This is a genomic window from Rhodococcus sp. KRD162, from assembly GCF_017168335.1.
In the GTDB taxonomy this organism is placed as follows: domain Bacteria; phylum Actinomycetota; class Actinomycetes; order Mycobacteriales; family Mycobacteriaceae; genus Rhodococcoides.
In genome coordinates this window covers 289,384-313,932 of sequence record NZ_JABFAU010000003.1, presented here as the reverse complement: position 1 = coordinate 313,932, position 24,549 = coordinate 289,384, and the positions used below count along the sequence as shown (strand labels likewise).

Genomic DNA, 24,549 nt, shown 5'->3' with positions numbered 1-24,549 from the left:
CACCCGCGTCCGTCTAGTGTGATCTGAATCACACATCCTGCTTTGCCTATCGGAGACGAGTGAGCGCAATGACAGTGGCGGTTCGCGTATTCCGTTCCATGACAGCATTGTTCACAGCGTCGATCCTCACGCTGTCGGCCGCAGGCACCGCATCAGCGGACCCCATCGGCAACTTCCTTGCACCCGTTGCCGATCCAGCCCTGTACCTACCGACCCCGCTGGGTGAACCGTGGTTCGATCCACCCGCAGGGTTCGAACAACGCCCGCCGGGGTCGGTGTTGGCAACCCGAACCGTGCAGGTCGGACCACTGCTCACACCGGTGACGTCGACGCAGATCCTGTTCCGCACCAACGATTCCAAGGATCGGCCCGTCGCGGGAGTGACCACCGTCATCGTGCCGACAGCCCCGTGGACGGGCCCGGGAAGCCGACCGGTAGTGGCGTACAACATGGCCATCGACTCACTAGGAAACACGTGCGCTCCGTCGTGGACCCTCCCCCGTGGCATCGCCCCCGAGATCGTTCCGGTGCAGTCGTTCCTGAGGAAGAACTACGCCGTCGTGGTCACCGACCATCAGGGCCCGCGCCAGGGATACGCGGCCGGGCCGATGGCGGGGCACGCCATTCTGGACGCGCTTCGCGCGATGGTTGCGCTGCCCCAACTGGGCCTACCGGCGCAGTCGCCCATCGCCGCCACCGGATATTCCGGAGGTGCCATCGCATCAGGATGGGCCGCGCAGCTCGCTCCCACCTACGCACCGGACGTCAATCTCGTCGGCGTGGCCTTCGGCGGGGCCCCCACCGACTACCGCATTCTCCTCCGTTCGCTCAACGGAACGGTGGGCTCGACCCTGTTCCTGTCCGCCACGCTCGGAGTCGCCAGGGAGTATCCCGAGATGTTCACGCTGATGAACGCCAACGGGCTGCGCCTGGCCACCATCGCCAAAGACATGTGCATCTACCTCACCGCTCCCGGCGGGATCGTCGCACCCATCCCGGCACAGGCCCTGTCGGACATACCGGACGTCGACCGCACCCCGATCGCAGAAGAGATCATCGCAGCGACCCGCATGGGCGGAAACAGAACACCCTCCGCGCCCATATTCATCTACCACGGGCAACAAGAATTCTGGATCCCCAAGCAAGGACCGGAGACCCTCTACGACGAATGGTGCGCCAACGGTGCACGCGTCCGATTGGAGGAGTACGTCGGCGAGCATCTCGTCGTCGCACTCACCGGAATCCCCGGTGCCTACTCCTGGATCGACGATCGACTGGCAGGCATTCCCGCACCGAGCGGATGCAGCAGCTTCGGTCGCTGACCCGGTAGAACTGCTGCCGGGGGTACATGCCGGTCAGTACTGCGCGGCCCGATACACTTTCGAGCCGCGCCCCTATAGCTCAGTTGGTAGAGCTACGGACTTTTAATCCGCAGGTCGTAGGTTCGAGTCCTACTGGGGGCACCACAGGCAACTCCGGTAACGGTGATCACACCTGCCGGGTACGTACACTCGGACGTAACGATCGGCCGAAACGAAGCGACGTGCGGGGGGCCGCAGCAGTCGCGGAGGCCGAGCGAGAGATCGACGAACGAGGACGTTCGAGTCGATCGGCATCGGACATCACGATCGCCGGAACAGCAGGTGAACAGGCACGAGACGGTTCACACCGAACCTACGGTGCCGTAAGCTGGACCGGTCGTACGCAATCTATGGAGGCGATCTAATGGCGAGGGATCTGACACAGCTCGAGCTTCTGCAGGAGCTGGTGCCCACTGCCGAGGACAACGTGAACCGTCACATGTCGATGGCGCGGGAATGGCATCCCCACGACTACGTGCCGTGGGACGAAGGCCGCAATTTCGCTGCCTTGGGTGGCCAGGACTACGACCCCGAGCAGTCCAAGCTCTCCGATGTCGCGCAGGCGGCGATGATCACCAACCTGCTCACCGAGGACAACCTGCCCTCCTACCACCGGGAGATCGCCGAGAACTTCTCCCAGGACGGTGCATGGGGAACCTGGGTCGGCCGGTGGACCGCCGAGGAGAACCGCCACGGCATCGTCATGCGCGATTACCTCGTCGTCACCCGCGGCGTCGATCCCGTCGCACTCGAACAAGCCCGCATGATCCACATGACCAACGGGTTCGCCTCGCCCGCCGGTTCACAGACGGGTCTGCTGCATTCGGTGGCGTACGTGACGTTCCAGGAACTCGCCACCCGCGTCTCGCACCGCAACACCGGCAAGGTCTGCGACGATCCCATCGCCGACCGGATGCTTCAGCGCATCGCCGCCGACGAGAACCTGCACATGATCTTCTACCGCAACATCACCGGCGCGGCGATGGACATCGCCCCCGACCAGACGCTCGACGCGGTGTCCGACATCGTGACCAACTTCGTGATGCCCGGTGCAGGTATGCCGAACTTCCGCCGCAACGGTGTGCTGATGGCCAAGCACGGCATCTACGACCTGCGTCAGCACCTCGAGGACGTCGTCTGGCCGGTACTGCGCAAATGGAGCGTGTTCGAGCGCAACGACTTCACCGGCCGCGGGGAGAACAAGCGTGAGGAACTGGCCGCGTTCCTCGAGGACCTCGAGCGTCAGGCCACCAAGTTCGAGGAAATGCGAGATCGCTCCCTCGCCCGCGAACGCGCGAAGGCCGAAGCACGCGCATCGTAGTGTCGATCAGCGACGTGCCCGGTACCGACTTCGGTGCCGGGCACCGCTGTTTTCGACCCTGATCTCCATCCCTCCGTTCCAAAGGCACTTCTCATGACCCTGCACATCGGCTCACTCGAGTTGCGCAGCCCAGTCGTCCTCGCCCCGATGGCAGGCGTCACCAATGTCGCGTTCCGCACCCTGTGCCGCGAACAGGAACTCGAGCGAGCAGGCAGCACGTCCGGGCTGTACGTCTGTGAGATGGTCACCGCACGCGCGCTGGTCGAACGGCAGCCCGCCACGATGCACATGACGACGTTCGGCCCCACCGAAACTCCCCGATCGCTTCAGCTCTACACCGTCGACCCGGACACCACGTACGCCGCGGCGAAGATGATCGTCGACGACAACCTCGCCGATCACATCGACATGAACTTCGGCTGCCCCGTTCCGAAGGTCACCCGCAAAGGCGGCGGTGCCGCTCTGCCCTACAAGCGGAACCTGTTCGGTCGGATCGTGGCCGCTGCCGTCAAGGCGACCGAGGGGACGGACATTCCGGTGACCGTCAAGTTCCGAGTCGGCATCGACGAGAACCATCACACGCACCTCGACGCGGGTGCCATCGCCGCCGACGAAGGCGCGGCCGCGGTGGCGTTGCACGCCAGAACTGCCGCTCAGCGCTACTCGGGCACTGCCGACTGGAACGAAATAGCTCGACTCAAGGAACATGTCACAGGGATCCCGGTATTGGGCAACGGAGACATCTTCTCTGCCGCCGATGCTGTCCGCATGATGGCCGAGACCGGCTGCGACGGTGTCGTCGTCGGGCGCGGCTGCCTCGGTAGGCCGTGGCTGTTCGCCGAACTCAGCGCCCGCCTCAACGGCAGGCCCGAGCCGACGCCGCCCACCCTCGGTGAGGTCGCGGCCATCATCGCTCGACATGCCGAACTGCTCGCCCAGCATCACGGAGAGAACAAGGGCCTGCGTGAGCTGCGCAAGCACGTGTCCTGGTATCTGCGCGGGTTCCCCGCAGGTTCGGAGCTGCGCGTCTCGATGGCGTTGGTGTCCAGCCTCGCCGAGCTGGACGACCTTCTGGCACAACTCGATCCGACCGTTCCGTTTCCCAAGGACGCCGAGGGACCCCGAGGCCGCCAGGGTTCACCGGGCGCGGTCTCGCTGCCCGACGGCTGGCTCGACGATCCGGAAGACCTCTGCGTACCCGCCGGTGCCGACCTGATGCACTCCGGCGGCTGAGCCCCAGCTCACCGAGCTCGACCTCGCACGAAGTGGACCATGCCGCTCGAGTCAGTACTATGGCTGGGATTGCCGAGTAGGCAGCGCATGCGTGTAATGGAAGGCCAGGTTCCAATCCGTGGGAGACGATCGAGAGTCGGGCCCGTCTGTGCCCGAGGGTCGCGCCCCGTGGGAGCGCCCACTGTCCTCAATCAGGCAAACCGGCGCATTCGGGCGATCCGGACAGCTCGGCTCCGGACCTCCCGAACCCCGGCCTTCCGAACCCCAACCTTCCGATCCCCAGTCTTCCGAACGCCCGCTGGTCGAGGAACCCACCGAGGTGATCGCGCCGATCACCGACACCACTCCTGCACCTTCCCGAGCCGCGCAGCCGCACGCAGTACCGGAACCGGTGGGTGCGCCCGCCGAGGATCGCCCGGCGCTGACCCGCTTGGCGATGAGCCGAGTGCGACGTCGCCGTCGAATCCGGATGATCGGCCGAAGCCTGGTGTCCGTGATCGCGATCCTGTCCGTGACGCTGACGGGGGTGGTCTGGGGCTACCTGCGAAACACCGACCAGGGATTTCTCCAGGTCGCCGCGCTCGATCCGGACTCGACCGACGTCGTCGACGCCGCGGGCCAGTACGGTGACGAGACCTACCTGATCGTCGGCACCGACACCCGTGCCGGTGCCAGCGGACAGCTGGGTGCAGGCACCGTCGCCGATGCCGAGGGATCCCGCTCGGACACCGTCATGCTGGTCAACATCCCCGCCGATCGCAGCCGCGTCGTAGCCGTCTCGTTTCCTCGCGATCTGGACGTGACCCGACCGGTGTGCGAGCAATTCGACAACGACACCAATACCTACACCGGCGAGATGTTCCCCGAGGCATACGGCGACAAACTGAACGCCACCTACGCGCTCGGTGGTCCCAAGTGCCTGGTCAAGACCATTCAGAAGATCTCGGGTCTACGCATCGGGCATTTCGTCGGCATGGACTTCGCCGGATTCGAATCCATGGTCGACGAGGTGGGCGGCGTCGAGGTCTGCACCGCACAACCGTTGATCGACTACGAGCTCGGTGCCGTACTTCCCAACGCCGGTAACCAACATATCGACGGCCGGACCGCGCTCGACTACGTGCGGGCACGCAACGTCGAGTCCGAGGGCAACGGCGATTACGGTCGCATCAAACGCCAGCAGCGGTTCCTCTCGTCTCTGCTGCGATCGGCACTGTCGAACAAGGTGCTCCTCGATCCGGGCAAGTTGAACGGTTTCGTCAACGCCTTCACCTCGGACACCTTCGTCGAGAACGTCAAGACCCAGGACCTGGTGACACTGGGACGCTCGTTACAGAACGTCGACGCAGGCGCGGTCACCTTCCTCACCATCCCCACCACCGGAACCAACGACTACGGCAACGAGATCCCCAACGACGACGCCATCGGTGCGATCTTCCAGGCCATCATCGACGACGACCCGCTGCCCGGCGAGGAACGCGCGGAACCGGTGACCCCGGAATCCTCGGCCCCTGCCGCCGCACCCGATGCCCCGCTGTTGGCCGTCGACCCCTCGACGGTGTCTATCCAGGTGTCCAACGCCTCCGATGTCGCAGGTATGGCCCAGCGAGCGTCCGACGAGCTCGCGACCTACGGATTCCAGATCCTGACGGTCGGCAACTTCGCCGGCACGGCCGCCCAGACCGTCGTGCGCTACTCCCCGGATCAGGAAGCAGCCGCCGCTACGGTCGCGTCCTCGATCCCGGGTGCCGGGATCGAACTCGCGCCGAGCCTGAACAACGTGGTCGAGGTGGTGCTCGGCTCCGACTACCCGGGATACACCCAGTATCCGGCGGAATTCGGCACCGAGATCGATCCCACCATGATGGAAGGGACCACCGAAAGCGCGCCACTTCCGGAGAATCTTTCGTTCACCAATGCCGCCGACGACACGTGCGCCTGACTTCATTCATGCTCCGTTAACCCTCGGGACAGGGAACAGCCAGACGTGACCAACTAAACTTCGGTCATGCGCGTCGCCTACATTGAACAGATGAACGAGCTTGCCGATCTCCTCGGAGAAATGGCGAGCCTGGCTGGTGCGGCCATGGAAAAGGCCACCCAGTCACTCCTCCAAGCAGACCTCGTTCTCGCCGAGCAGGTCATTTCCGAGCACGACAAGATCAGCGAGCTGAGCGCGGTGAGCGAGGAGAAGGCCTTCACGCTGCTGGCTCTCCAGGCCCCGGTCGCAGGCGATCTCCGTTCGGTGGTGGCAGGCATCCAGATCGTTGCCGACATCGACCGCATGGGAGCGCTCGCCCTGCACGTCGCCAAGATCACCCGCCGCAGGCACCCGAACCACGCCCTTCCCGAGGTCGTCAACGGTTACTTCGCCGAGATGGGTCGACTCGCCGTTACGATCGGCGCTTCGGCCCGCGAGGTGCTCGAGACCCGCGATCCCGAGCGCGCTGCAAAGCTGCAGGAAGAGGACGAGGCGATGGATGATCTGCACCGTCACCTCTTCACGGTGCTGATGGACCGCGAGTGGAGCCACGGCGTTGCCGCCGCGGTCGACGTGACGCTGCTGGGCCGCTTCTACGAGCGGTTCGCAGATCACGCCGTCGAGGTGGGGCGTCGCGTGATCTTCCTGGTCACCGGAGAGCTGCCGGCCGAACTCGGTCACGACAACATCGCGACCTCGTAAGACCGCCACTGTCGAGTGGCTCTCGGTGCCCTCCGCACCGGAGCCACTCGACATCCGCATCGGAACCGTACGCGGCCGACACGCACCGACACGAGAAAACCCCCGCCTCGCACGGCGGGGGTTTTCTCGTCTCAGGGGGGCTGCCTCGAGAGGCCGGTCGCTATCCGAAGCGGCCCGAGATGTAGTCCTCGGTGGCCTTCTGCGACGGGTTGGAGAAGATCTTCTCCGTGTCGTCGATCTCGATGAGCTTTCCGGGCTTGCCCGTCGCTTCGAGGTTGAAGAAGCCGGTCTGATCGCTCACGCGCGCAGCCTGCTGCATGTTGTGCGTGACGATGACGATGGTGAAGTCCTGCTTGAGCTCCTGGATGAGGTCCTCGATCGCGAGGGTCGAGATCGGGTCGAGAGCAGAGCACGGCTCGTCCATGAGCAGCACATCGGGAGACACCGCGATGGCGCGCGCGATGCACAGACGCTGCTGCTGGCCACCGGAGAGGCCGCCACCGGGCTTGTCGAGACGGTCCTTGACCTCGGTCCAGAGATTGGCACCTCTGAGCGAGCGTTCGGCGATCTCGTCGAGTTCCTTCTTGCCGCGACCACCCTGCAGCTTCAGACCCGCGACGACGTTGTCCTTGATCGACATCGTCGGGAACGGGTTGGGGCGCTGGAAGACCATGCCGATGGTGCGACGCACGCCGACCGGGTCGACGCCGCTGCCGTAGATGTCCTCGCCGTCGAGCAGCACCGAACCCTCGACTCGGGCACCGGGGGTGACCTCGTGCATGCGGTTGAGCGAACGCAGGACCGTGGACTTACCGCAACCCGACGGTCCGATGAACGCGGTGACACTGCGCGGCGGAACGGCCAGGGTGACGTCCGAGACGGCGTGGAATTTGCCGTAGTAGATGTTGACGTCTTTGAGATCGAGACGCTTTGCCATGTTCTTCGTTCCTTAGGATTCGCTGGAGTCTGGTGGGTCAGGAGTTCTTGGGCGAGAAGAACTTCGAGACCAACTTGGCACCGATGTTGAGTAGTGCGACGATCAGGATCAGCGTCAGAGCTGCTCCCCACATGCGCTCTGCAGTGAGCACGCCGGTTCCTGCTTTCTGCAGGTCGACCATCATGAGCGGCAGTGACGTCTGCGGCCCTTCGAAGATGTTGAAGTTGATGGCGGTCGCGGATCCCACCAAGATCAGCACCGGCGCGGTCTCACCCATCACACGAGCCAAGGCGAGCATGATTCCGGTGACGATTCCGGACAGTGCCGTCGGAATGACGATCTTGGCGATGGTCTTCCACTTCGGCACACCCAACGCGTAGGACGCCTCGCGGAGGTCCTGCGGGACGATGCGGAGCATTTCCTCGGCCGAACGCACGATGACCGGAATCATCAGCAGAACCAAGGCGAAGGCCACGGCGACACCGGAGCGCTGGAATCCGAACGTCGCGATCCACAGCGCGTAGATGAACAGGGCCGCGACGATGGACGGGACGCCGGTGAGAATGTCGACCATGAAGGTCGTCACTTTGGCCAGCCGCGTGCCTGCCCCGTACTCGACGAGGTAGATCGCGACGAAGATGCCGATCGGGATGGAGATGACTGCGCAGAACAGTCCTTGCAGGAGAGTGCCGACGATCGCGTGGTAGGCACCGCCACCGGCGATGAACTGAGTGATTCCGGCCTGCGAGTTCTGCCACCAGGTCGGCGCGACGACGGCCGACAACCCGCGCGAGATCACGGTGTAGAGGACCCAGACGAGCGGTACGAGCGCGATCAGCACCGACAGACCGACGAGGATCGTCGCCGACAGGTTGGCCGCCTTGCGCCGAGGGCTGACACCTCGGAAAGTGGGTTCCTTGACGGGCTTGTCCATGGTTGCGGTCATGGCTCAGTCCTTCTTTCCGGCGATGGCAGCGCGGGCACCGGCGTTGACGACAAAGGTCAGGATGAACAACACGAGGCCAGCCGCGATGTAGGCACCGGCCTGCAGCGGATTGTTGAACTCGCCCGCAGCCAACGCGATCTTCGTTGCGAAGGTCGATCCGCCGTCGAACAAGGACCCACTGAATGTCACCTGCGTGCTGCGAATGATGATGTAGAGCGCGATCGTCTCACCGAGCGCGCGGCCGAGACCGAGCATCGACCCCGACACGAAGCCCGACTTGCCGAACGGAATGACCGTGGTCCGCACAACCTCCCAGCGGGTTGCGCCGAGCGCGAGTGCGGCTTCGACCTGCCCCTTGGGGGTCTGCACGAACACCTCTCGGGTGACCGCAGCGATGATCGGCAGGATCATCACCGCGAGCACGATGCCACCGGTGAAGATGGTGCCGCCACCGGCGATCGAGACCGACCCGGTACTGAAGAGCGGGAACCAGCTCAGTGACGAATTGAGCCATTCGGCGAACGGGCTGATGGCGGGCGCCAGCACGTACAGGCCCCACAGTCCGAAGACGATCGAGGGAACCGCGGCCAGCAGATCGATGACGTAACCGAGCGGACCCGCGACTCGCTTGGGCGCGTAGTTCGTCAGGTAGATGGCGATGCCGAGCGCGACGGGCATCGCGAGAACGAGGGCGAAGAGCGACACAGTGACGGTGACCAGGAAGAGATCGAGAACACCGAACGCCATCGCGGAGGTGTTCGTGGTGTCCCACGCACCGTTGTAGGTCAGGAAGTTGACTGTGTTGTTCGACAGCGCGGGGATCGCACGCCAGAGCAGGAACACACCGACGGCAGCGATCAAGGCGATGATGAAGATGCCCGAGCCCGTAGCCAGGCCGGAAAAGATCCGGTCACCGGGACGAGTGACGGTGCCCGATGTTTTCTTGTCTGACAATTGTGGTTCTTCCGGTTTGTGCGCGGTATCCGTGGTAGCCACGGTAGCCGCGGGGGGGACGCCGGTCATCGAGTGGGTGTCGCTCATACCGCTCACTGTCTCGTCGTGGTGGTCCAGAACGGTCCTGCTTCGACTCGCGAGAACACGCGAGTCGAAGCAGGATCATGTGTCATCGAATCAGCCGATTGCTTCGATGGCGGTGATCAGGCGCTCCTTGAAGGTCTCCGGCAGCGGCACGTAGCCGGCTGCCTCGAGGCCCTGCTGGCCCTCGTTGGCTGCGCTGACCAAGAACGACTTGATCGCGGCCGAGGTTTCGGCGTCGTAGCCGTTGGAGCAGACGATCTCGTAGGTTCCGAGAACGAGGGGGTAGGTATCTGCGGCGTTGCTGGCGTACAGCGCGTCGATGTCGATGACCAGGTCGTTACCCTGGCCCTGGAACTGCGCATCGTCGATGGCCTTGCCTGCGGTCTCGCTGTTCAGCTCGACGGCCCCGTTGCCGAAGTCGATATCGGCCGTACCGAGGCTCTCCTGATCGGCGAAGCCCTTCTCGACGTACGTGATCGAACCGGGGGTGGCTGCGACGGCCTGGGCGACGCCCGACGAACCGTTCGCACCTTCACCGACGCCACCGGCCCAGTCGGAGCTGTGGCTCAGCGTCCATGCCTGCGGAGCCGATGCGCTCAGGAAGCGCTGGAAGTTGTCGCTGGTACCCGAGGAATCGGAGCGGTAGACCGGAGTGATCGCCGTGGACGGCAGCGATACGCCCTCGTTGAGCGCCGCGATGGCCGGATCGTTCCAGGTGGTGATCTGGCCGGTGAAGATCTGTGCGATGACGTTCGGGTTCAGCACCACCTTGTCGACGCCGTCGAGGTTGTACGCCACTGCGACGGGACCGAAGACCAAAGGCAGGTTCCATGCCGGGTTGTTGTCGCAACGAACGGCGGCCTGAGCTGCCTGATCGTCCTTGATCGCCGAGTCGGATCCGGCGAAGTCGACGAGGCCCGCGACGAACTGGGTGCGGCCGTTGCCGGAACCACTGGTGGTGTACTCCACGGCCTTGCCGGGGCAGACGCTGGAATAGATCGAGGTGAAGTTGGACATGGCGTTCTGCTGAGCGGAGGAGCCTTCGCCGGTCAGCGGAGACTTGCCCTCACACGTTGCCGAGGAGTCGGATGCGCCGTCTGTGGTTGCGACGTTGGCGTCGCTACCGCATGCGGTCAGCAACATGGCACTGATGGCCACCGCACTCATGAGAGCACCGTTGCGCTTGAGGTTCACCTGTTTCCTCCGAAGAATCTTGGGCCGTGTCCACGGCTCGGGCCCGAAGCGCCCGCGCTGTGGCTGTGTGGGTGCCGACTCGAGAACAGAACTCGACACCAGGCGACGTAGGTTGCCACCCACGGAGAAAGGTAGGGGCAGGCGGTGGACGTTTCCCCCCGCTCGGGTTAACGGAAGATGAACACCGAGGTGGATATGTCCGTTTAGACGCCGCGGGCGTACGCCGCGTCCACGTGGTAGTTCTCGAACCCCAGCTTGGTGTAGGTGTGCACAGCGGCGGTGTTGTCCGCCTCGACGTACAGCATGATCTCGTCCAACCCGCGGCTGTGCAGGTAATGCAGACCGGCCAGCGTCAGTATTCGGCCGAGACCGCGGCCTTGAGATTGCGGATCGATTCCCACCACGTAGACCTCACCGATCGACGGCCCGGAGCCCTCGCCCGCATGAACCCCCTCGCCCGCATGAACCTTGGTCCAGTGGAAGCCGAGCAGTCGGTCGCTGCCGGCCTCGAACGCCAGGAACAGGCCGGCCGGATCGAACCACGATTCGTCTCGTCGCGCAGCGATGTCGCGGTCGGTCCATCCACCCTGCTCGGGGTGCCAGGAGAATGCTGCATTGTTCACGCGCAACAGCTCTGCGTCATCCTGATGTCCGCGATACGTACGCAGCGAAATATCATCCGGCACAACGACATCGGGCAGAGCTGAACCAGCCGCTCCCCGACGCATCTGCAGTAGCTCCCGCACCACCTTCAGCTCGAGGTGCGCCGCGACCGACTGCGCCGCAGGAAGGTTACCGTGCGCCCAGATTCGCATATCGGAGCCGATATCGAGTGCGCGAGAGACCAATTCGCGACCAACGCCGCGGCCACGCGCCTCCGGATCGACCACAGCCTCGGCCATGCCATCGACGATTCCGACGTACCCGAGGACGCGATCACGCTCGGTGGCGAGAAGACGTACCACGTCCTCGCCCGCGTCGACTGCCTTCACAGCCTGCTCGGAGAGCGGAGCCGTTCCGTCGACTTCCGTTGCGCGAGCAAGGATCTGGTGAACCTCGTAAGAAACGCGCGAAGACGGTGCGTTGCCGTCGATCGGATGGACGTCGAACGCAGGATCCGAATTCATCTACGAGAGCGTACTCTGCTGCTCGTACTCCAGATCCGCATCGCCGGAATCCTCACCAACGGAATCGGCTGCGGTGAGACCGCCCTTGGCAGTGCGCGCAGGACGAACGGCCTTGTAGCCGACGTTACGCACCGTGCCGATCAGCGACTCGTACTCCGTGCCCAGCTTCGCACGGAGGCGTCGAACATGGACATCGACGGTGCGCGTGCCGCCGAAGAAGTCGTAGCCCCATACTTCCTGGAGGAGCTGCGCGCGGGTGAACACCCGGCCCGCATGCTGAGCCAGATACTTGAGCAGCTCGAATTCCTTGTAGGTCAGATCGAGCGGGCGACCCCGCAGTCGCGCGGTGTACGTTCCCTCGTCGATGACCAGCTCGCCGAGCGTGATCTTGCCCGATGTCTCCGGGCTCGCCACCCCGCCACTGCGTCCGACCAGTAGTCGCAATCGCGCGTCCAACTCCGCCGGCCCGGTACCGGGCAGCAGGATGTCGTCCAGACCCCAGTCCGCGTTGACCGCTACGAGCCCGCCTTCGGTGAGGACGGCGACGACGGGGATGGCCGATCCGGTGCTGCCCAGGAGCCGACACAGGCCCCGCGCCGCCGCCAGATCCGAGCGGGCATCGACCAAGGCGACGTCGGCCGAACCCGCCTCCAGAAGCGAGGACACCTCGGTGGGCACCGGGCGAACGTGATGCGCAAGAAGTGCAAGAGAAGGCAGAACGCCCTCCGGATTGGGATCGGAGGTCAGTAGCAGGAGCTCCACTGCGTCTCCGTTCTTACTGCTGGCCGGTCCAGCGAGGCTGGATTGGACTGATCGTCAAGGACACAGACTAGCTTGTCCGTACAACCGGCCGAAGAGGGCAGTACGCGATCCGTCGGTCACAATGGACGCGTGCGCACACTTCTCATCGGACTCGCCAGCCTGTTGGCCCTCGCGCTCGTCGTGGATTTCGGCGCTGCGGCCTACTCGGAGTATCGAGTCTCGCGCGCGATCCGCGCAGGCGGGGAGCTCACCTCCGACCCTCAGGTGATCGTGCACGGCTTCCCGTTCCTGACGCAGGCGGCGAACGGGCGCTACCAGAACATCGAAATTCGAGCCCAGGACGTACCGACCGAGTACGTCGGGTCGACGACCATCGAAGCCAATCTTCGCGGCGTGCACATCGCACTGTCCGACTTGATCGACAACAACGTCCGGGAGATCCCGGTCGACGAACTCGACGGGCGCGTCCGCATCGAGGCGACGAACCTGGGGCAGTTCCTCGGCATCGTCGACCTGCAGGTTTCGGCACCGCCCGCCGACAAGTCCGACGGAACGGGCGGCTCGGGCGGGTCGGGCAAGACCACCACCGGAGGCGTCGTACTGACCGGAACGGTACCGGTCGGCCCCCTGCAGACCACGGTGAGCGTGCAGGCCGATCTGGTGTTGGAGGGCGACAGCGTGGCGATCGTGGCATCGGATTTCTACTTCGGTCCCGAGGGCCAGGCGGACTTCACCATTCCGGACTTCGCCAAGGCAACCGTTCTCGGCTTCTTCACCAAGACCATCGAGCGACAGAGCCTGCCCTTCGGGCTGCGTCCGACGGGCGTGTACGCGGAGGGCTCTCAGATCGTCATCGAGGGCTCGGGGGACGACGTGACCATCGACCTGAACGAAATAGAGAAGCCGTGACAGGAATCACAGTATTGGCTGTCGTGGCGGTCCTCGCCATCGCGACCGGACTCTACCTACGCAGCCGGTCCGGCAGCGTGCGTGACATCCGATCGACCGATTCCGATACCGACGCCCTTCGGCCACTTCTGCTCGAGGCGGGCGTGACGACCGACGGAGCAACCGTGCTGCACTTCTCCGCCGACTGGTGCGGGCCGTGCGCAGCCGTTCGACGCGTCGTCGGACAAGTGCTCAACGATCGCAGCGGTGCCCACGAAGTCGAACTCGACATCGACGCCTATCCGGTGCTCGCCCGCGAGCTCGGAGTGCTGTCGTTGCCCACCACGTTCGTGCTCGACAGCGAACTGCGCCGACGCTCCAGAATCGCGGGCGTGCCGTCGGCGGCGGCCCTGCGCTCGGCACTCGACGCCCTCTGATCGAGTCCGACCGGGACCGGCGGTGCGACGCGACGCTGGTAGCGGGTACGATGCTCTTCGTGTTCTTTCGCCGCGAGCTGATGCTCACCAGTCGACGCACGGTTGATCTGTGCCGACTGGGCGGTTGTTGCTGTCGCTGCTGCTGATTTCCTCGCGCCGCCACGCCCATGCGTGATGCCGGCCCCCAGACAGGAATCCACGCCCGAGCACTGCCCATTCGGTGTGCCCGGCCCCGCACAGGAGTACCTCTCGATGTCGACTTCCGACACCCGCACCATCGTCGAATCCACCACCAGCACCCCCCAGGTCGACGTCCGCGGTCCGCGCTTCGCGGCGTGGATCACCACCGGCGTGCTCGTCGCCGTCCTCGTCCTGACCACGTTCTCGATCCCCGCGGCGGCAATCCTGCTCGGGCTTCAGGCAACAGTGTTCGCCCTCGGAGCCGTCCGCGGACCCAAGCACAGTCCGTACGGCACGATCTTCGCGAAGTTCGTCGCTCCGCGGCTCTCCCCGACCAGCGAACGCGAGCCGGTGGCTCCGTTGAAGTTCGCTCAGTTGGTGGGATTCGTGTTCGCCGCGGTGGGGGTGCTCGCTCTTGCGCTCGGCGCTCCCGTCGTCGGAACCGTCGCGACAGGCTTCGCTCTGTTCGCAGCCTTCCTCAACGCCGCCTTCGCGGTCTGCCTCGGTTGCATGATCTACCCTCTCGCCGCGCGGCTGCGTGGCACCTCGCGCACCGCATCCTGATCCGCACTCACTACCGATCCGAAACCGGAAACACCGAAAGGAACACCATGGCTCGCTCCGACGTCCTGGTCTCTGCCGACTGGGCCGAGCAGAACCTGAACACACCGAAGACCGTCTTCGTCGAGGTCGACGAGGACGCCAGCGCCTACGACGGCGGTCACATCGAAGGTGCGGTCAAGCTCGACTGGCGCAAGGACCTCCAGGACCCGGTTCGCCGCGACTTCCTGGGCCAGGAGCAGTTCTCGGACCTGCTCTCGGCGAAAGGCATCAGCAACGACGACACCGTCGTTCTGTACGGCGGAAACAACAACTGGTTCGCCGCCTACGCCTACTGGTACTTCAAGCTGTACGGCCACCAGGACGTCAAGCTGATCGACGGCGGTCGCAAGAAGTGGGAACTCGACGGCCGCCCGCTGTCGAACGGAGTCGTGAGCCGCGAGACCACGCAGTACCGCGCCCAGGCACCCGACCTGTCGATCCGCGCGTTCCGTGACGAGGTCATCGACGCCATCGGCAACAAGAACCTGATCGACGTGCGTTCGCCGGACGAGTTCTCCGGCAAGATCCTCGCTCCGGCGCACCTGCCGCAGGAACAGGCTCAGCAGCGTGGCCACGTTCCGTCGGCGATCAACATCCCGTGGAGCACCACCGCCAACGAGGATGGCACGTTCAAGTCCGACGACGCTCTCGAAGAGCTGTACAAGGCCAAGGGCTACGACGACGACAAGGCCACCATCGCGTACTGCCGCATCGGTGAGCGTTCGAGCCACACCTGGTTCGTCCTCAAGGAACTGCTCGGCAAGGAAGACGTCAAGAACTACGACGGCAGCTGGGTCGAATACGGCTCCCTCGTCGGAGCACCCATCGAGTTGGAGGTTCACTGATATGTGCGGAGCACCAGTACAGGGCCAGACCATCCCCGCAGGCGTCGACGTCGAGAAGGAAACGGTCATCACCGGCCGCGTCCTCGGCGGTGACGGCGAGCCGGTGGCAGGCGCCTTCGTGCGGCTTCTCGACGGCACCGGAGAGTTCACCGCCGAGGTCGTCGCATCGGGCACCGGCGACTTCCGGTTCTTCGCAGCTCCCGGCCAGTGGACGCTGCGTGCCCTGTCGGCATCGGGCAACGGCGACACCGTCATCACACCCGAGAGCGCAGGCGTGCACTCGGCCGACGTGACCGTGGGTGTCTGACCGCACACTGCCGCATCGAACAAGACAAGAACCCCGCACCTGCGTAGGTGCGGGGTTCTTGTCTTGTAGGGCGGGAGTCAGTTGGTACCGGGTGCCTCGGGGGCGCGCTCGGGAACAGTCGAGTACTGCGGCGGGAACATCCCGGGCGGAAGCGGGATGCCTTGCGATTCGAGAAATGCACCGAGATCGCTCACCTGCGTGACCGTTCCCGGCTCCGGCAGCAGCCGGGGTTCGGGTGCAGGCTCGGGTGCCGGGGCCTGCGGCGTAGCTGTCTCGGGCGCGGGTGCAGCCTTCTTCTCACGTTCGGTGCGCGCGAGATCGGTCACCCAGGCAACGATCTTCTCGCTCTCCCAGTCGAATCCGTCGTTGGGATCGTTGTACCAGTACGACAGGTGCTGTAGGAATCCGATCAACAGGTACGGCCCGAGAACGATGTCGACGATGCCCTTGTTGTTCTCCACCAGCCCTTGCCCCTCGGCGCGCAGCTTGGCGTCGACGGTCTCGGCACCGGGCCCGAGAGCCCAGTTGAGGTCCTCGAGCAACTGATCGGGTGACAGTGCCGCGAGGGCGTCCTTGTCGTCGACCTGGTACTGCTGGTCGGATACCTTCACCAGCACCTGCAGCAGCGTCTCGTCCGATTCGAGCCAGGACTTGTTCGTCGCGATGTCCACGATGGCGCGTGCGGCGATCGTCGAGACCGTCCGAGCGAAGTCGGCAACCGTCTGAACCGGATCGAGCAGGGTGAACCGCATCTGTCCCAGCACCCCGAGCGCGAGCTGCAGTAGTTCGATCTTGTCCGGCGCGTCGCACGCCAGATCATAGGGACGACACGACCAGGTGACCTTGTCGGTCAGGGATCCGTAATCGCGAGGCGACTGGTCCATGAATCCGCCGTGCGACTCACCCGGCTCGTCCTCGAAGTTCGGCACCCCGGCCGGACGGTAGGGCGATCCGATCATCATCACCCCGGCGATGTCGTCCGCGGTGACCAACGCGTTCGGGTCGCCGTGGCCGATATCGACTGCCATCCGGTCCAGTACCTCGCCGCCGACGCTGTACCCGACGAGAACGAATTTCGTCCTGTCGCCGCACTTGGTCTTGTACTCCTCCATCAACCGGTTGGTCGAGGCGATGCCTTCGGCGATCGTTTGCTGATAGGTCGGCACGTCGTCGAGCACACCGACGCCGTACGTCGATGCATACGGAACATAGAGCCAACCGACGGTTCCTGGGCTGTCCGCGTTCATCTCGCCGACAGGAACTGTGACGTTTCCGACCCAGTTCGACGCCACTGTGGACGTTTCCTCGTTGAGGGGGTTTCGGTCCGCATCCGAGTCCGTCGCACCGGACACGGCGAGCATCAACACGTCCGGGCAGTCTTGCGCATAGTTGTTGGGATCGATGTTCGGCCCCTGAGCGGACCCGGTGCCCGATCCCGTGTCCGCGGATCCCGTATCGGGGGCCGCGAGTGCGGCTGCGGGAGCTGCGAGAGCGAACGTCAGCGTGACGAGCGCCGATTTGAACAGAACGGATCCGAACGGCGATGTCAGAGCCCGTGTACGACGCAGCATTGTTGCGGAGACCTCCCCAGCCTTCGATACAGTCACAGTGACAACGTCGGCTGTATCGCGGTCGAGGTGCCGACGCCCCCGGGGAAGAAGGTACCTGTTCGCGACCGCATTGCCATTACCCACCTGTGATCGGGCGCACTAGCGCCTCGTACAGGGCGTACTGTCACCAATGACACAGGCCGGATTCGGGCCGATGTTCTCAGCGGGAAACCACGCGGGTTAAACTCGCTCTCGTGGTCATCTTCTTCGAGGTATTGCTGGCGCTCGCGGCAATTGCCATCATCGCGTTCTCGCTGTACGTCGTCTACCGACTGGTCAACGACGAGTCGTGACGGATCCGGTCGCGGGGCAGCCCGGCGGTGCTGACGAGGGAGACACCACTCCCATCACCAGTGGCGACGAGGCGATAGCGGCTGCCGAGCAGAAGTTCGCCGACGCGTCGGCGCGCAATATCCCGGTTCTGCCGGATATTCCGCACCCCGACGACACGGCCAACCTCAGACTCGGCCCCGATCTGCACCCGTCGATGCTGGCTCTGCTGCCTCTCGTCGGGGTGTGGCGCGGCCAGGGTGAGGGCCACGATCCCGAGTCCGGCACCGACTATCCCTTCGGTCAGCAGATCGTCATCACCCACGACGGGGGCAGCTATCTGAGCTGGGAGTCGCGCTCGTGGCGGCTCGACTCCGACGGAAACTACGCGCACCCCGATCTCCGCGAAACCGGCTTCTGGCGGGTGAGCGGCGGCCACGGCGTCAAGGGCTCGGACAACGAAGAGATCGTCGAGCTGCTGTTGACCCACAGCACCGGAGTCGTCGAGCTGTACTACGGGCACGCACTGACCAAGTCGTCCTGGGAACTCGCCACCGACGTCGTCATCCGGAGCACCTCCGGAGCACTCGTGGGCGGTGCAAAGCGTCTCTACGGCATCGTCGAAGGTGGAGATCTCGCCTACGTGGAAGAACGTGTCATCGCCGACGGCCCGCTCGCACCGCGTCTGTCCGCGAGATTGTCTCGCTACATAGGCTGAGGCCCCCAATTTCTCATCGCAGGACTGTCACCGCATGCGAACGGCCCCCGAGCCATACCTGCTTTCAGGTCCCGACCGGACAGGTCGGGGGCTCGGGGGCCGGGTAGCTGCCTGGGATTCGCCGTGCCGCTCGCGCGGTCTTCGCAGGAATCCGTCAGCGATAGCGGCTAGCTGACAGCCACCTCACGCGTCCTGGAGTTCTTCAACTTCAGACCACCTCCTCTCTCGTGTACTTGTCAACGTACGCCCGAGATTCCGAGTCGGCAAAGGGTTTTTTCGCGTCGTCTCGGCCCAGATCGATCACCTGGTCGGCGTCGGTGTCCTCGGGCAGCTGGTGGGTGACGACCACCACGATTCGATCCGCACCGAACAGGCCGCCGTTCGTGGTGAGCAGCTCTCGCAGAATCGTCTCACCGGAGACTCGATCGAGGTGCTCGGTCGGCTCGTCGAGCAGCACGATCGGCGCGGTACTGAGCAGGGCCCGGGCAAGCAGCAGCCTGCGCCGCTCGCCGCCGGACACCGCCTGCGCGCCGCCGACCAAGGTGGTGTGGACGCCGAGCGGCAACGCGTCGAGCCACCGGCCGAGGCCCACACGCTGCAGTGCCTGGATTGCCTGCTGCTCGTCGACATCGCCGCGCACCACGCGCAGATTCTCCAGAATCGAGGTGTCGAACAGGTGCGCATCCTCGGCGAACAGCGCTGCATCGGAACCGAATTCGCGAGCAAGTGCACGCAGCATCGTCGTCTTCCCCGATCCGCTCGGCCCGATGAGTGCGCTACGTGCATGTGCCCGCACGTCCAATGCTCGGACGCTGTGCCCACCGATCGACCCGTCGAGATCGACCCGCACGTGCGGCGAGGCCGCATCGAGCATGGCCATCACCCGGGTCGCCGCGATGCGCCCACGCATCAAGGCAATGGCGGCACCGGGCAGTGCGGCAGTCGCCTCGAAGGCAGCCAACGGAACCAGCACGATGATCGCGAGCGCCATCGGTGTCATTGCTCCTGCGGTGCCTCCGGCAGGTCCGTAGAGCCCGATGCCCACGAGCAGCGAACCGATCACCGACGCTCCGATCGACAGTGGCAACGCGGCATCGGCCAGAGCCGACGGTCGGGCCGCACGGTCCCGGGCGGTCACCGAATCCTCGGCAGCGCGTCGGGCCTGGACGAGTGCGTCGTCGAATCGACCGGCAACGCGCAGTTCCGGGGCGTGATCGAGTGTGCGGACAGCAGCCTCGGCGAACCGCGCATCCGCGTCGGCTCCGGCCTGTTCGGCAAGCCTTGCCGACCGCGCCGCCAGCATCGGTGCGCCCACCCCGGCAATCAGCAACGACACCGCCAGGATCGACGCGGCCGCGGGCGCGATACCTGCGATCAGGCCAACGGCTGCGAGCATCATCACGACACTGACGCAGATCGGGACGATCGCGCGGACGACGACGTCGCCGAGCACGTCGACGTCCGCCCCGGTGCGAGCCAGCACGTCACCGCGCCGCAGAGCGAGTGCACCGTCTCCGCTCGCCAACTGTTCGTAGATCCTCGTACGCGCTGCCGTCGTGCCACGCAGCGCAGCGTCGTGCGTTGTCAATCGTTCGAGGTAGCGAAATACGCCGCGGGAGATACCCAGCGCTCGCACGGCCACCACTGCCACGGTCAGGTCCATCACCGGCGGCATCTGCCAGGCTCGGGTGATCAACCACGCCGACAGTGCGGCCAGAGCCAGTGCGCTGCCGAGGGTTGCCACGCCGGCCGCCACCGCCGACGCGATCCGTCGCGGCGAGAGCTCCAACAGGGCCAATGCCCGGCGCAGATCAGACATGATCGAGCTCCGCCGACATCGGCGCAGTTCCGAACACCTCGACGATGCGGTCACCTGCGTGCAGCACCGAACGCCGGTGCCCGACCATGACCACCGTGACGCCTCGATCTGCGGCACCGCGAACGGCCTGCAGCACTGTCTTCTCACTCGCCGAATCCAGATGTGCGGTCGGCTCGTCGAGCAGCATCACCGAGGCGTTCGAGACGAAGGTTCGGGTCAGCGCCAGACGCTGCAGCTCGCCGAGAGACAGGCCAACTCCGCCCTGTCCCACGCGGGTGTCCCATCCCTGCGGATGGTCCCGGAGAACTGAGTCGAATCCAGCGGCCCGGCAGGCTGCGACCAACGCGTCGGCGTCGGGTACCCCGTGCAGTGTCACGTTCTCGTAGACAGTGCCAGGGATCAGTACCGGCCGCTGCGGGAGCCAGGCGACCTGCGCCCACCACTGTTCGAGGTCGAGATCGGCCACCGGCACTCCCCCGATGCGCACACCCCCTTCCAAGGGGGTCGTCAATCCCAGAATGGCATGCAGTGCTGTCGATTTACCCGAGCCGTTCGCTCCGGTCAGAACCGTGACGGTGCCCGCTCGGCAGCGGGCAGTCAGCCCCGCCGGAGCGGCCCCGTCCCGACTCGCGACGGTGAGCGCGTCGAGTTCTATGTCCGCGGACGAGGCGTCGACGGTTCGGCCGTGGCTCGGCGGCACCGTGCGCCGGTCCAGCACCGAGAACGCTCGGTCTGCGGCCTCGACACCGTCCTGCGCCGCGTGGAACTGGGTGCCGACGGCCCGCAGCGGCAGGTACACCTCGGGGGCGAGGATCAACGCGATGATTCCTGCTTCGAGCGTCATTTCCCCGAACACCAGCCGCAGCCCGATCGCAACGGCGACCAGTGCTACACACAGGGTGGCGAGCAGTTCGAGCACCATCGACGAGAGAAAGGCGACCTTCAACGCGCGCATGGTCGTTCGTCGGTGGGCCTCGCCCAGTGCGCGGATGCGTGTGGCGGGTCCTCGTTCGCGGCCCAGTGCGCGCAGTGTCGGCAGGCCGGCCAGGAGATCGAGCAGCTGCGCGGAAAGTCGGGTCATCGTGGTGAGCGTCGCCTTCGCTCGGCCCTGAGTGAGCAACCCGATCAGGATCATGAAGATCGGGATGAGCGGCAGCGTCACCGCGATGATGACCGCCGATGTCACGTCCTGGGTGACGATGACGACCAACACCAGTGGGGTGACGGTGACGGCCAGCACGAGCGCAGGCAGATACCCGGTCAGGTACGCCCGTAGCCCGCCGATGGCGCGGGTGACCACGACGTTGAGCTCCTCGCGTTCGGCGTCGAGCTCGCGTGGTTCGAAACGAGATGCCGCCGTGAGGACTTCGACCTCCAGCTCGGCCACGACGCGTGACGCCGACCGATGCGCATACCTCGACTGGGCCCCGGCCGCGAGCACGCGAATCACGGTGACCCCTACCAACACCGCCCATTCCGTCGTCCAGGCGGACAGTGCCCTCACCGAGGGGTCGGTGATCACTCCCGCCAGGACGCGTCCGATCGCCAGTGCACCGATGATGATGCACGCGGTGACGACGATGGACAACGCCACCGTGACGATCAGGTAGCCACGGGCCGAGCGAGAGTACTTCCACAGCCGAGGATCGATCGGCCCCTTCGCCCGCGTGCGCGGCGCAGCGGGGGCGGTCACGATTTCACCGTCAGTCCGATCGAGTCGGGAATCTGGGCGCTCGAGATACGTTGCCGGAACACCCAGTACGTCCAGGCCTGGTAGCCGATGACCACGGGAGCCGCCAGTGCCGCAGCCCAGGTCATCACCTTCAAGGTGTACGCACTGGAGGAGGCGTTCGCGATGGTGAGGTCGAAGGCGGCGTCCGTCGTGGACGGCATCACGTTGGGGAACAGCGATGCGAACAACAGCACCACGACAGCGACGACGGCAATGCTGGTGAACACGAATGCCCAGCCCTCGCGCACCTTCGCGGTGAGAGCGACCACGAGAAGCAGGGCGACCGCAGCCACGGCGACCAGAGCCCACGTCCAGGTCTTCCCGTACGCGAGTTGCGTCCACAGCGCAAAGGCTCCACCGACGAGAACCGCCGGAATCGACAGTCGCGTTGCGATCTTCACCGAGTCCTCGTGCACATCGCCTGCGGTCTTGAGCGCGATGAACACTGCGCCGTGCAGGGCGAACACCAACGCCATGGTGGCTCCGCCGAGCAGCGCATAGGGATTGAGCAGGTCGAGCAATCCCGCGGTGACCTTCTTGTTCTCGTCGATGGCGACACCGCGCACGATATTGGCGAATGCGACCCCCCACAGCACGGCGGGAACCCACGAGCCGATGCCGATGCCGAGATCGCAGCGTCGACGCCACACCGGATCGTCGATCTTTCCGCGCCATTCGATGGCACAGATGCGCAGGATCAGCGCCACCAGGATGAGCAGCAGCGGCAGGTAGAAGCCCGAGAACAACGTGGCGTACCACTCGGGGAAGGCCGCGAACAGCGCCCCGCCCGCGGTGATGAGCCATACCTCGTTGCCGTCCCAGACGGGTCCGATCGTGTTCAGGACGGTCCGCCTGCGCCTCTCCCCCGTCGCCGCATCGGGGTGCCGGCCCAGGATGGGCATGAGCATCCCGACACCGAAGTCGAAGCCTTCGAGCACGAAATAGCCCACGAAGAAGAACGCGATGGCGAGGAACCAGAATTCGGGCAATGACATGACTATCCCCTAGTACGCGAACGAGAGTTGTTTGGGCTCATCGTCTTCCGATTCCGGCGGGTCGACGTGCGGATGCGCGTCGTGTTCGAGAGGTCCTTCGACCACATAGCGTCGGATCAGATAGAACCAGACACCGCCGAGCGCGGCGTAGAGCAGCGTGAACGTCACCAGCGAGGCGACCACGAGGCCGACGGGATGGTCCGACACGCCCTGATCGACGGTGAGCCGGATCTGATCGACTCCCGAGAGGTTCGGTGCGACAACCCAAGGCTGCCTGCCCATTTCGGTGAAGATCCAGCCCGCACTGTTGGCCAGGAATGGCGTCGGAATGGCCAGGATCGACAACCACGAGAACCACTTCTGGTCGGGGACACGACCGCCTCGGGTGACCCACAGACCTGCGATGGCGAGCAACGCAGACCCTGCGGCCAGTCCGATCATCATCCGGAAGGCCCAGTAGGTGACGAACAGATTCGGTTTGTAGTTGCCCGGGCCGAATCGCTGTTCGTACTGATCCTGCAGCTGGTTGACCCCTTGCACGGTGGCACCGAAGTCGTTCTCCGCCAGGAACGAGGTGAGTCCGGGAATCGAGATGAGGTGGACCACCGATTCGCAGTTGTTGTGCGTCCCGACGGTCAGCAGTGAGAAGCTGGCACCGGTCTCCGTGTCGCACAACGATTCTGCGGAGGCCATCTTCATCGGCTGCTGCTCGAACATGAGCTTTCCCTGCACGTCGCCGGTGAGGGCGAGTGCGCCGCCCGCGACGATCATGACAACGAAGGACATCCGCGCTGCCGATCTGAACATCGGGAGCGAGTCGGAGTTACGTGTGCGACGAGCTTCGCGGACCATCCACCAGCCGGAGACTCCGGCGACGAAGGTCCCGGCGGTGAGGAATGCCCCGGAGACGGCATGCGGGAAGGCCGCCAACGCAGTGTTGTTGGTGAGCAGTGCCCAGATGTCGGTCAGTTCGGCTCGGCCGGTCTCCTCGTTGTAGATCGCGCCGACGGGATGTTGCATCCAGGAGTTGGCCGCGATGATGAAGTAGGCCGAGGCGTTGACGCCGATGGCGACGAGCCAGATGGTGGCCAGGTGAACGAGTTTGGGGAGCCTGCTCCACCCGAAGATCCACAGGCCGAGGAAGGTGGACTCGAGGAAGAACGCCAGCAGACCTTCGAGCGCGAGGGGAGCGCCGAACACGTCGCCGACGAACCGCGAGTACTCACTCCAGTTCATTCCGAACTGGAACTCCTGCACGATCCCGGTCGCGACGCCGAGGGCGAAGTTGATGAGGAAGAGCTTGCCGAAGAACTTGGTGAGTCGGTACCAGGAGTCCTTGCCGGTGATCACCCACATGGTCTGCATGGCGGCCACCATCGGCGCGAGGCCGATGGTGAGAGGTACGAGAATGAAGTGGTAGACGGTGGTGATACCGAACTGCCACCGCGAGACATCCAACGCGTCCATCAGTACTCCGAACTCTTCCGCCCGTACTGTGACGGGCAACACCGCAGGTCAGGACATTGGCCCTCGACGAATTCGA

General features: G+C 64.9%; 22 protein-coding genes and 1 tRNA gene. 12 read left to right on the top strand and 11 right to left on the bottom strand.

Features of this window, described 5'->3' with window-relative positions:
• The first annotated feature begins 68 nt into the window (after positions 1 to 68).
• The 6 genes from J1M87_RS03880 to phoU all read left to right on the top strand — a co-directional run bounded on the left by J1M87_RS03880 (position 69) and on the right by phoU (position 6,598).
• Positions 69 to 1,322 carry a lipase family protein gene (locus J1M87_RS03880; protein WP_206488757.1) on the top strand — a complete coding sequence of 418 codons (1,254 nt, stop codon included), beginning with the start codon at positions 69 to 71 and terminating at the stop codon, positions 1,320 to 1,322.
• Between the two features lie 68 nt (positions 1,323 to 1,390).
• A tRNA-Lys gene (locus J1M87_RS03875) sits at positions 1,391 to 1,466 on the top strand.
• 259 nt (positions 1,467 to 1,725) lie between these two features.
• Positions 1,726 to 2,682 carry an acyl-ACP desaturase gene (locus J1M87_RS03870; protein ID WP_206487983.1) on the top strand — a complete coding sequence of 319 codons (957 nt, stop codon included), beginning with the start codon at positions 1,726 to 1,728 and terminating at the stop codon, positions 2,680 to 2,682.
• A 93-nt stretch (positions 2,683 to 2,775) separates the two neighbouring features.
• Positions 2,776 to 3,915 carry a tRNA dihydrouridine synthase DusB gene (dusB, locus tag J1M87_RS03865; RefSeq protein ID WP_206487981.1) on the top strand — a complete coding sequence of 380 codons (1,140 nt, stop codon included), beginning with the start codon at positions 2,776 to 2,778 and terminating at the stop codon, positions 3,913 to 3,915.
• Positions 3,916 to 4,033: 118 nt separating this feature from the next.
• Positions 4,034 to 5,857, top strand: coding sequence for an LCP family protein (locus J1M87_RS03860; RefSeq protein ID WP_206487979.1), 1,824 nt, complete (start codon positions 4,034 to 4,036; stop codon positions 5,855 to 5,857).
• Between the two features lie 66 nt (positions 5,858 to 5,923).
• Positions 5,924 to 6,598 carry a phosphate signaling complex protein PhoU gene (gene phoU, locus J1M87_RS03855; protein ID WP_206487977.1) on the top strand — a complete coding sequence of 225 codons (675 nt, stop codon included), beginning with the start codon at positions 5,924 to 5,926 and terminating at the stop codon, positions 6,596 to 6,598.
• 160 nt (positions 6,599 to 6,758) lie between these two features.
• Here the strand turns inward: phoU and pstB are convergent, their stop codons facing one another.
• The 6 genes from pstB to J1M87_RS03825 all read right to left on the bottom strand — a co-directional run bounded on the left by pstB (position 6,759) and on the right by J1M87_RS03825 (position 12,602).
• On the bottom strand, positions 6,759 to 7,535 hold the full coding sequence (gene pstB / locus J1M87_RS03850) for a phosphate ABC transporter ATP-binding protein PstB (RefSeq protein ID WP_206487975.1): 777 nt from the start codon (positions 7,533 to 7,535) through the stop codon (positions 6,759 to 6,761).
• Between the two features lie 37 nt (positions 7,536 to 7,572).
• On the bottom strand, positions 7,573 to 8,481 hold the full coding sequence (gene pstA / locus J1M87_RS03845; protein ID WP_206487972.1) for a phosphate ABC transporter permease PstA: 909 nt from the start codon (positions 8,479 to 8,481) through the stop codon (positions 7,573 to 7,575).
• Positions 8,482 to 8,484: 3 nt separating this feature from the next.
• Complete coding sequence (gene pstC / locus J1M87_RS03840) at positions 8,485 to 9,522, bottom strand: phosphate ABC transporter permease subunit PstC (RefSeq protein WP_206487969.1); 1,038 nt, start codon at positions 9,520 to 9,522, stop codon at positions 8,485 to 8,487.
• Positions 9,523 to 9,612: 90 nt separating this feature from the next.
• Positions 9,613 to 10,713 carry a phosphate ABC transporter substrate-binding protein PstS gene (gene pstS, locus J1M87_RS03835; protein ID WP_206487967.1) on the bottom strand — a complete coding sequence of 367 codons (1,101 nt, stop codon included), beginning with the start codon at positions 10,711 to 10,713 and terminating at the stop codon, positions 9,613 to 9,615.
• 203 nt (positions 10,714 to 10,916) lie between these two features.
• Complete coding sequence (gene mshD / locus J1M87_RS03830; RefSeq protein WP_206487965.1) at positions 10,917 to 11,840, bottom strand: mycothiol synthase; 924 nt, start codon at positions 11,838 to 11,840, stop codon at positions 10,917 to 10,919.
• Entirely contained in the window at positions 11,841 to 12,602 is a 762-nt protein-coding gene (locus J1M87_RS03825; protein WP_206487963.1) for a response regulator transcription factor, read from the bottom strand. It abuts the gene before it with no gap.
• A 129-nt stretch (positions 12,603 to 12,731) separates the two neighbouring features.
• Here J1M87_RS03825 and J1M87_RS03820 point away from each other — a divergent pair, with 129 nt between their 5' ends.
• The 5 genes from J1M87_RS03820 to J1M87_RS03800 all read left to right on the top strand — a co-directional run bounded on the left by J1M87_RS03820 (position 12,732) and on the right by J1M87_RS03800 (position 15,862).
• Positions 12,732 to 13,511 carry an LmeA family phospholipid-binding protein gene (locus J1M87_RS03820; RefSeq protein ID WP_206487961.1) on the top strand — a complete coding sequence of 260 codons (780 nt, stop codon included), beginning with the start codon at positions 12,732 to 12,734 and terminating at the stop codon, positions 13,509 to 13,511.
• Complete coding sequence (locus J1M87_RS03815) at positions 13,508 to 13,927, top strand: thioredoxin family protein (RefSeq protein ID WP_206487959.1); 420 nt, start codon at positions 13,508 to 13,510, stop codon at positions 13,925 to 13,927. The genes J1M87_RS03820 and J1M87_RS03815 overlap by 4 nt, the downstream gene beginning before the upstream one ends.
• Positions 13,928 to 14,179: 252 nt before the next feature.
• Positions 14,180 to 14,671, top strand: coding sequence for a DUF4395 domain-containing protein (locus J1M87_RS03810; protein ID WP_206487957.1), 492 nt, complete (start codon positions 14,180 to 14,182; stop codon positions 14,669 to 14,671).
• A gap of 47 nt (positions 14,672 to 14,718) precedes the next feature.
• A complete protein-coding gene (locus J1M87_RS03805; protein WP_206487955.1) occupies positions 14,719 to 15,555 on the top strand; it encodes a sulfurtransferase in 837 nt (278 codons plus the stop codon).
• Between the two features lies 1 nt (position 15,556).
• Positions 15,557 to 15,862 carry a DUF1416 domain-containing protein gene (locus tag J1M87_RS03800; RefSeq protein WP_206487954.1) on the top strand — a complete coding sequence of 102 codons (306 nt, stop codon included), beginning with the start codon at positions 15,557 to 15,559 and terminating at the stop codon, positions 15,860 to 15,862.
• A 77-nt stretch (positions 15,863 to 15,939) separates the two neighbouring features.
• Here J1M87_RS03800 and J1M87_RS03795 read toward each other — a convergent pair whose 3' ends face one another.
• A complete protein-coding gene (locus J1M87_RS03795; protein WP_307830722.1) occupies positions 15,940 to 17,469 on the bottom strand; it encodes a cutinase family protein in 1,530 nt (509 codons plus the stop codon).
• Between the two features lie 349 nt (positions 17,470 to 17,818).
• Between J1M87_RS03795 and J1M87_RS03790 the strand changes: the two genes are divergently transcribed.
• Positions 17,819 to 18,460, top strand: a complete 642-nt coding sequence (locus J1M87_RS03790) for an FABP family protein (RefSeq protein ID WP_206488755.1) — start codon at positions 17,819 to 17,821, stop codon at positions 18,458 to 18,460.
• A 208-nt stretch (positions 18,461 to 18,668) separates the two neighbouring features.
• Here the strand turns inward: J1M87_RS03790 and J1M87_RS03785 are convergent, their stop codons facing one another.
• Genes J1M87_RS03785 through J1M87_RS03770 form a run of 4 tightly spaced genes read right to left on the bottom strand, consistent with a single transcriptional unit; the run spans position 18,669 to position 24,473 of the window.
• Positions 18,669 to 20,279 (bottom strand): ATP-binding cassette domain-containing protein, encoded by a 1,611-nt coding sequence (locus tag J1M87_RS03785; RefSeq protein WP_206487951.1) that lies wholly within the window; start codon positions 20,277 to 20,279, stop codon positions 18,669 to 18,671.
• On the bottom strand, positions 20,272 to 21,972 hold the full coding sequence (gene cydD, locus J1M87_RS03780; protein WP_206487949.1) for a thiol reductant ABC exporter subunit CydD: 1,701 nt from the start codon (positions 21,970 to 21,972) through the stop codon (positions 20,272 to 20,274). The genes J1M87_RS03785 and cydD overlap by 8 nt, the downstream gene beginning before the upstream one ends.
• On the bottom strand, positions 21,969 to 23,006 hold the full coding sequence (gene cydB, locus J1M87_RS03775) for a cytochrome d ubiquinol oxidase subunit II (protein WP_206487947.1): 1,038 nt from the start codon (positions 23,004 to 23,006) through the stop codon (positions 21,969 to 21,971). The genes cydD and cydB overlap by 4 nt, the downstream gene beginning before the upstream one ends.
• A 9-nt stretch (positions 23,007 to 23,015) precedes the next feature.
• Positions 23,016 to 24,473 (bottom strand): cytochrome ubiquinol oxidase subunit I, encoded by a 1,458-nt coding sequence (locus J1M87_RS03770; RefSeq protein ID WP_206487945.1) that lies wholly within the window; start codon positions 24,471 to 24,473, stop codon positions 23,016 to 23,018.
• Positions 24,474 to 24,549 lie beyond the last annotated feature (76 nt).

Coding starts and splice junctions, on each gene's coding strand:
- J1M87_RS03880 (WP_206488757.1), top strand. CDS start 69: ATGACAGTGGCGGTTCGCGTATTCCGTTCCATGACAGCATTGTTCACA.
- J1M87_RS03870 (WP_206487983.1), top strand. CDS start 1,726: ATGGCGAGGGATCTGACACAGCTCGAGCTTCTGCAGGAGCTGGTGCCC.
- dusB (WP_206487981.1), top strand. CDS start 2,776: ATGACCCTGCACATCGGCTCACTCGAGTTGCGCAGCCCAGTCGTCCTC.
- phoU (WP_206487977.1), top strand. CDS start 5,924: ATGCGCGTCGCCTACATTGAACAGATGAACGAGCTTGCCGATCTCCTC.
- pstB (WP_206487975.1), bottom strand. CDS start 7,535: ATGGCAAAGCGTCTCGATCTCAAAGACGTCAACATCTACTACGGCAAA.
- pstA (WP_206487972.1), bottom strand. CDS start 8,481: ATGACCGCAACCATGGACAAGCCCGTCAAGGAACCCACTTTCCGAGGT.
- pstC (WP_206487969.1), bottom strand. CDS start 9,522: ATGAGCGACACCCACTCGATGACCGGCGTCCCCCCCGCGGCTACCGTG.
- mshD (WP_206487965.1), bottom strand. CDS start 11,840: ATGAATTCGGATCCTGCGTTCGACGTCCATCCGATCGACGGCAACGCA.
- J1M87_RS03810 (WP_206487957.1), top strand. CDS start 14,180: ATGTCGACTTCCGACACCCGCACCATCGTCGAATCCACCACCAGCACC.
- J1M87_RS03805 (WP_206487955.1), top strand. CDS start 14,719: ATGGCTCGCTCCGACGTCCTGGTCTCTGCCGACTGGGCCGAGCAGAAC.
- J1M87_RS03800 (WP_206487954.1), top strand. CDS start 15,557: ATGTGCGGAGCACCAGTACAGGGCCAGACCATCCCCGCAGGCGTCGAC.
- J1M87_RS03785 (WP_206487951.1), bottom strand. CDS start 20,279: ATGTCTGATCTGCGCCGGGCATTGGCCCTGTTGGAGCTCTCGCCGCGA.
- cydB (WP_206487947.1), bottom strand. CDS start 23,006: ATGTCATTGCCCGAATTCTGGTTCCTCGCCATCGCGTTCTTCTTCGTG.
- J1M87_RS03770 (WP_206487945.1), bottom strand. CDS start 24,473: ATGGACGCGTTGGATGTCTCGCGGTGGCAGTTCGGTATCACCACCGTC.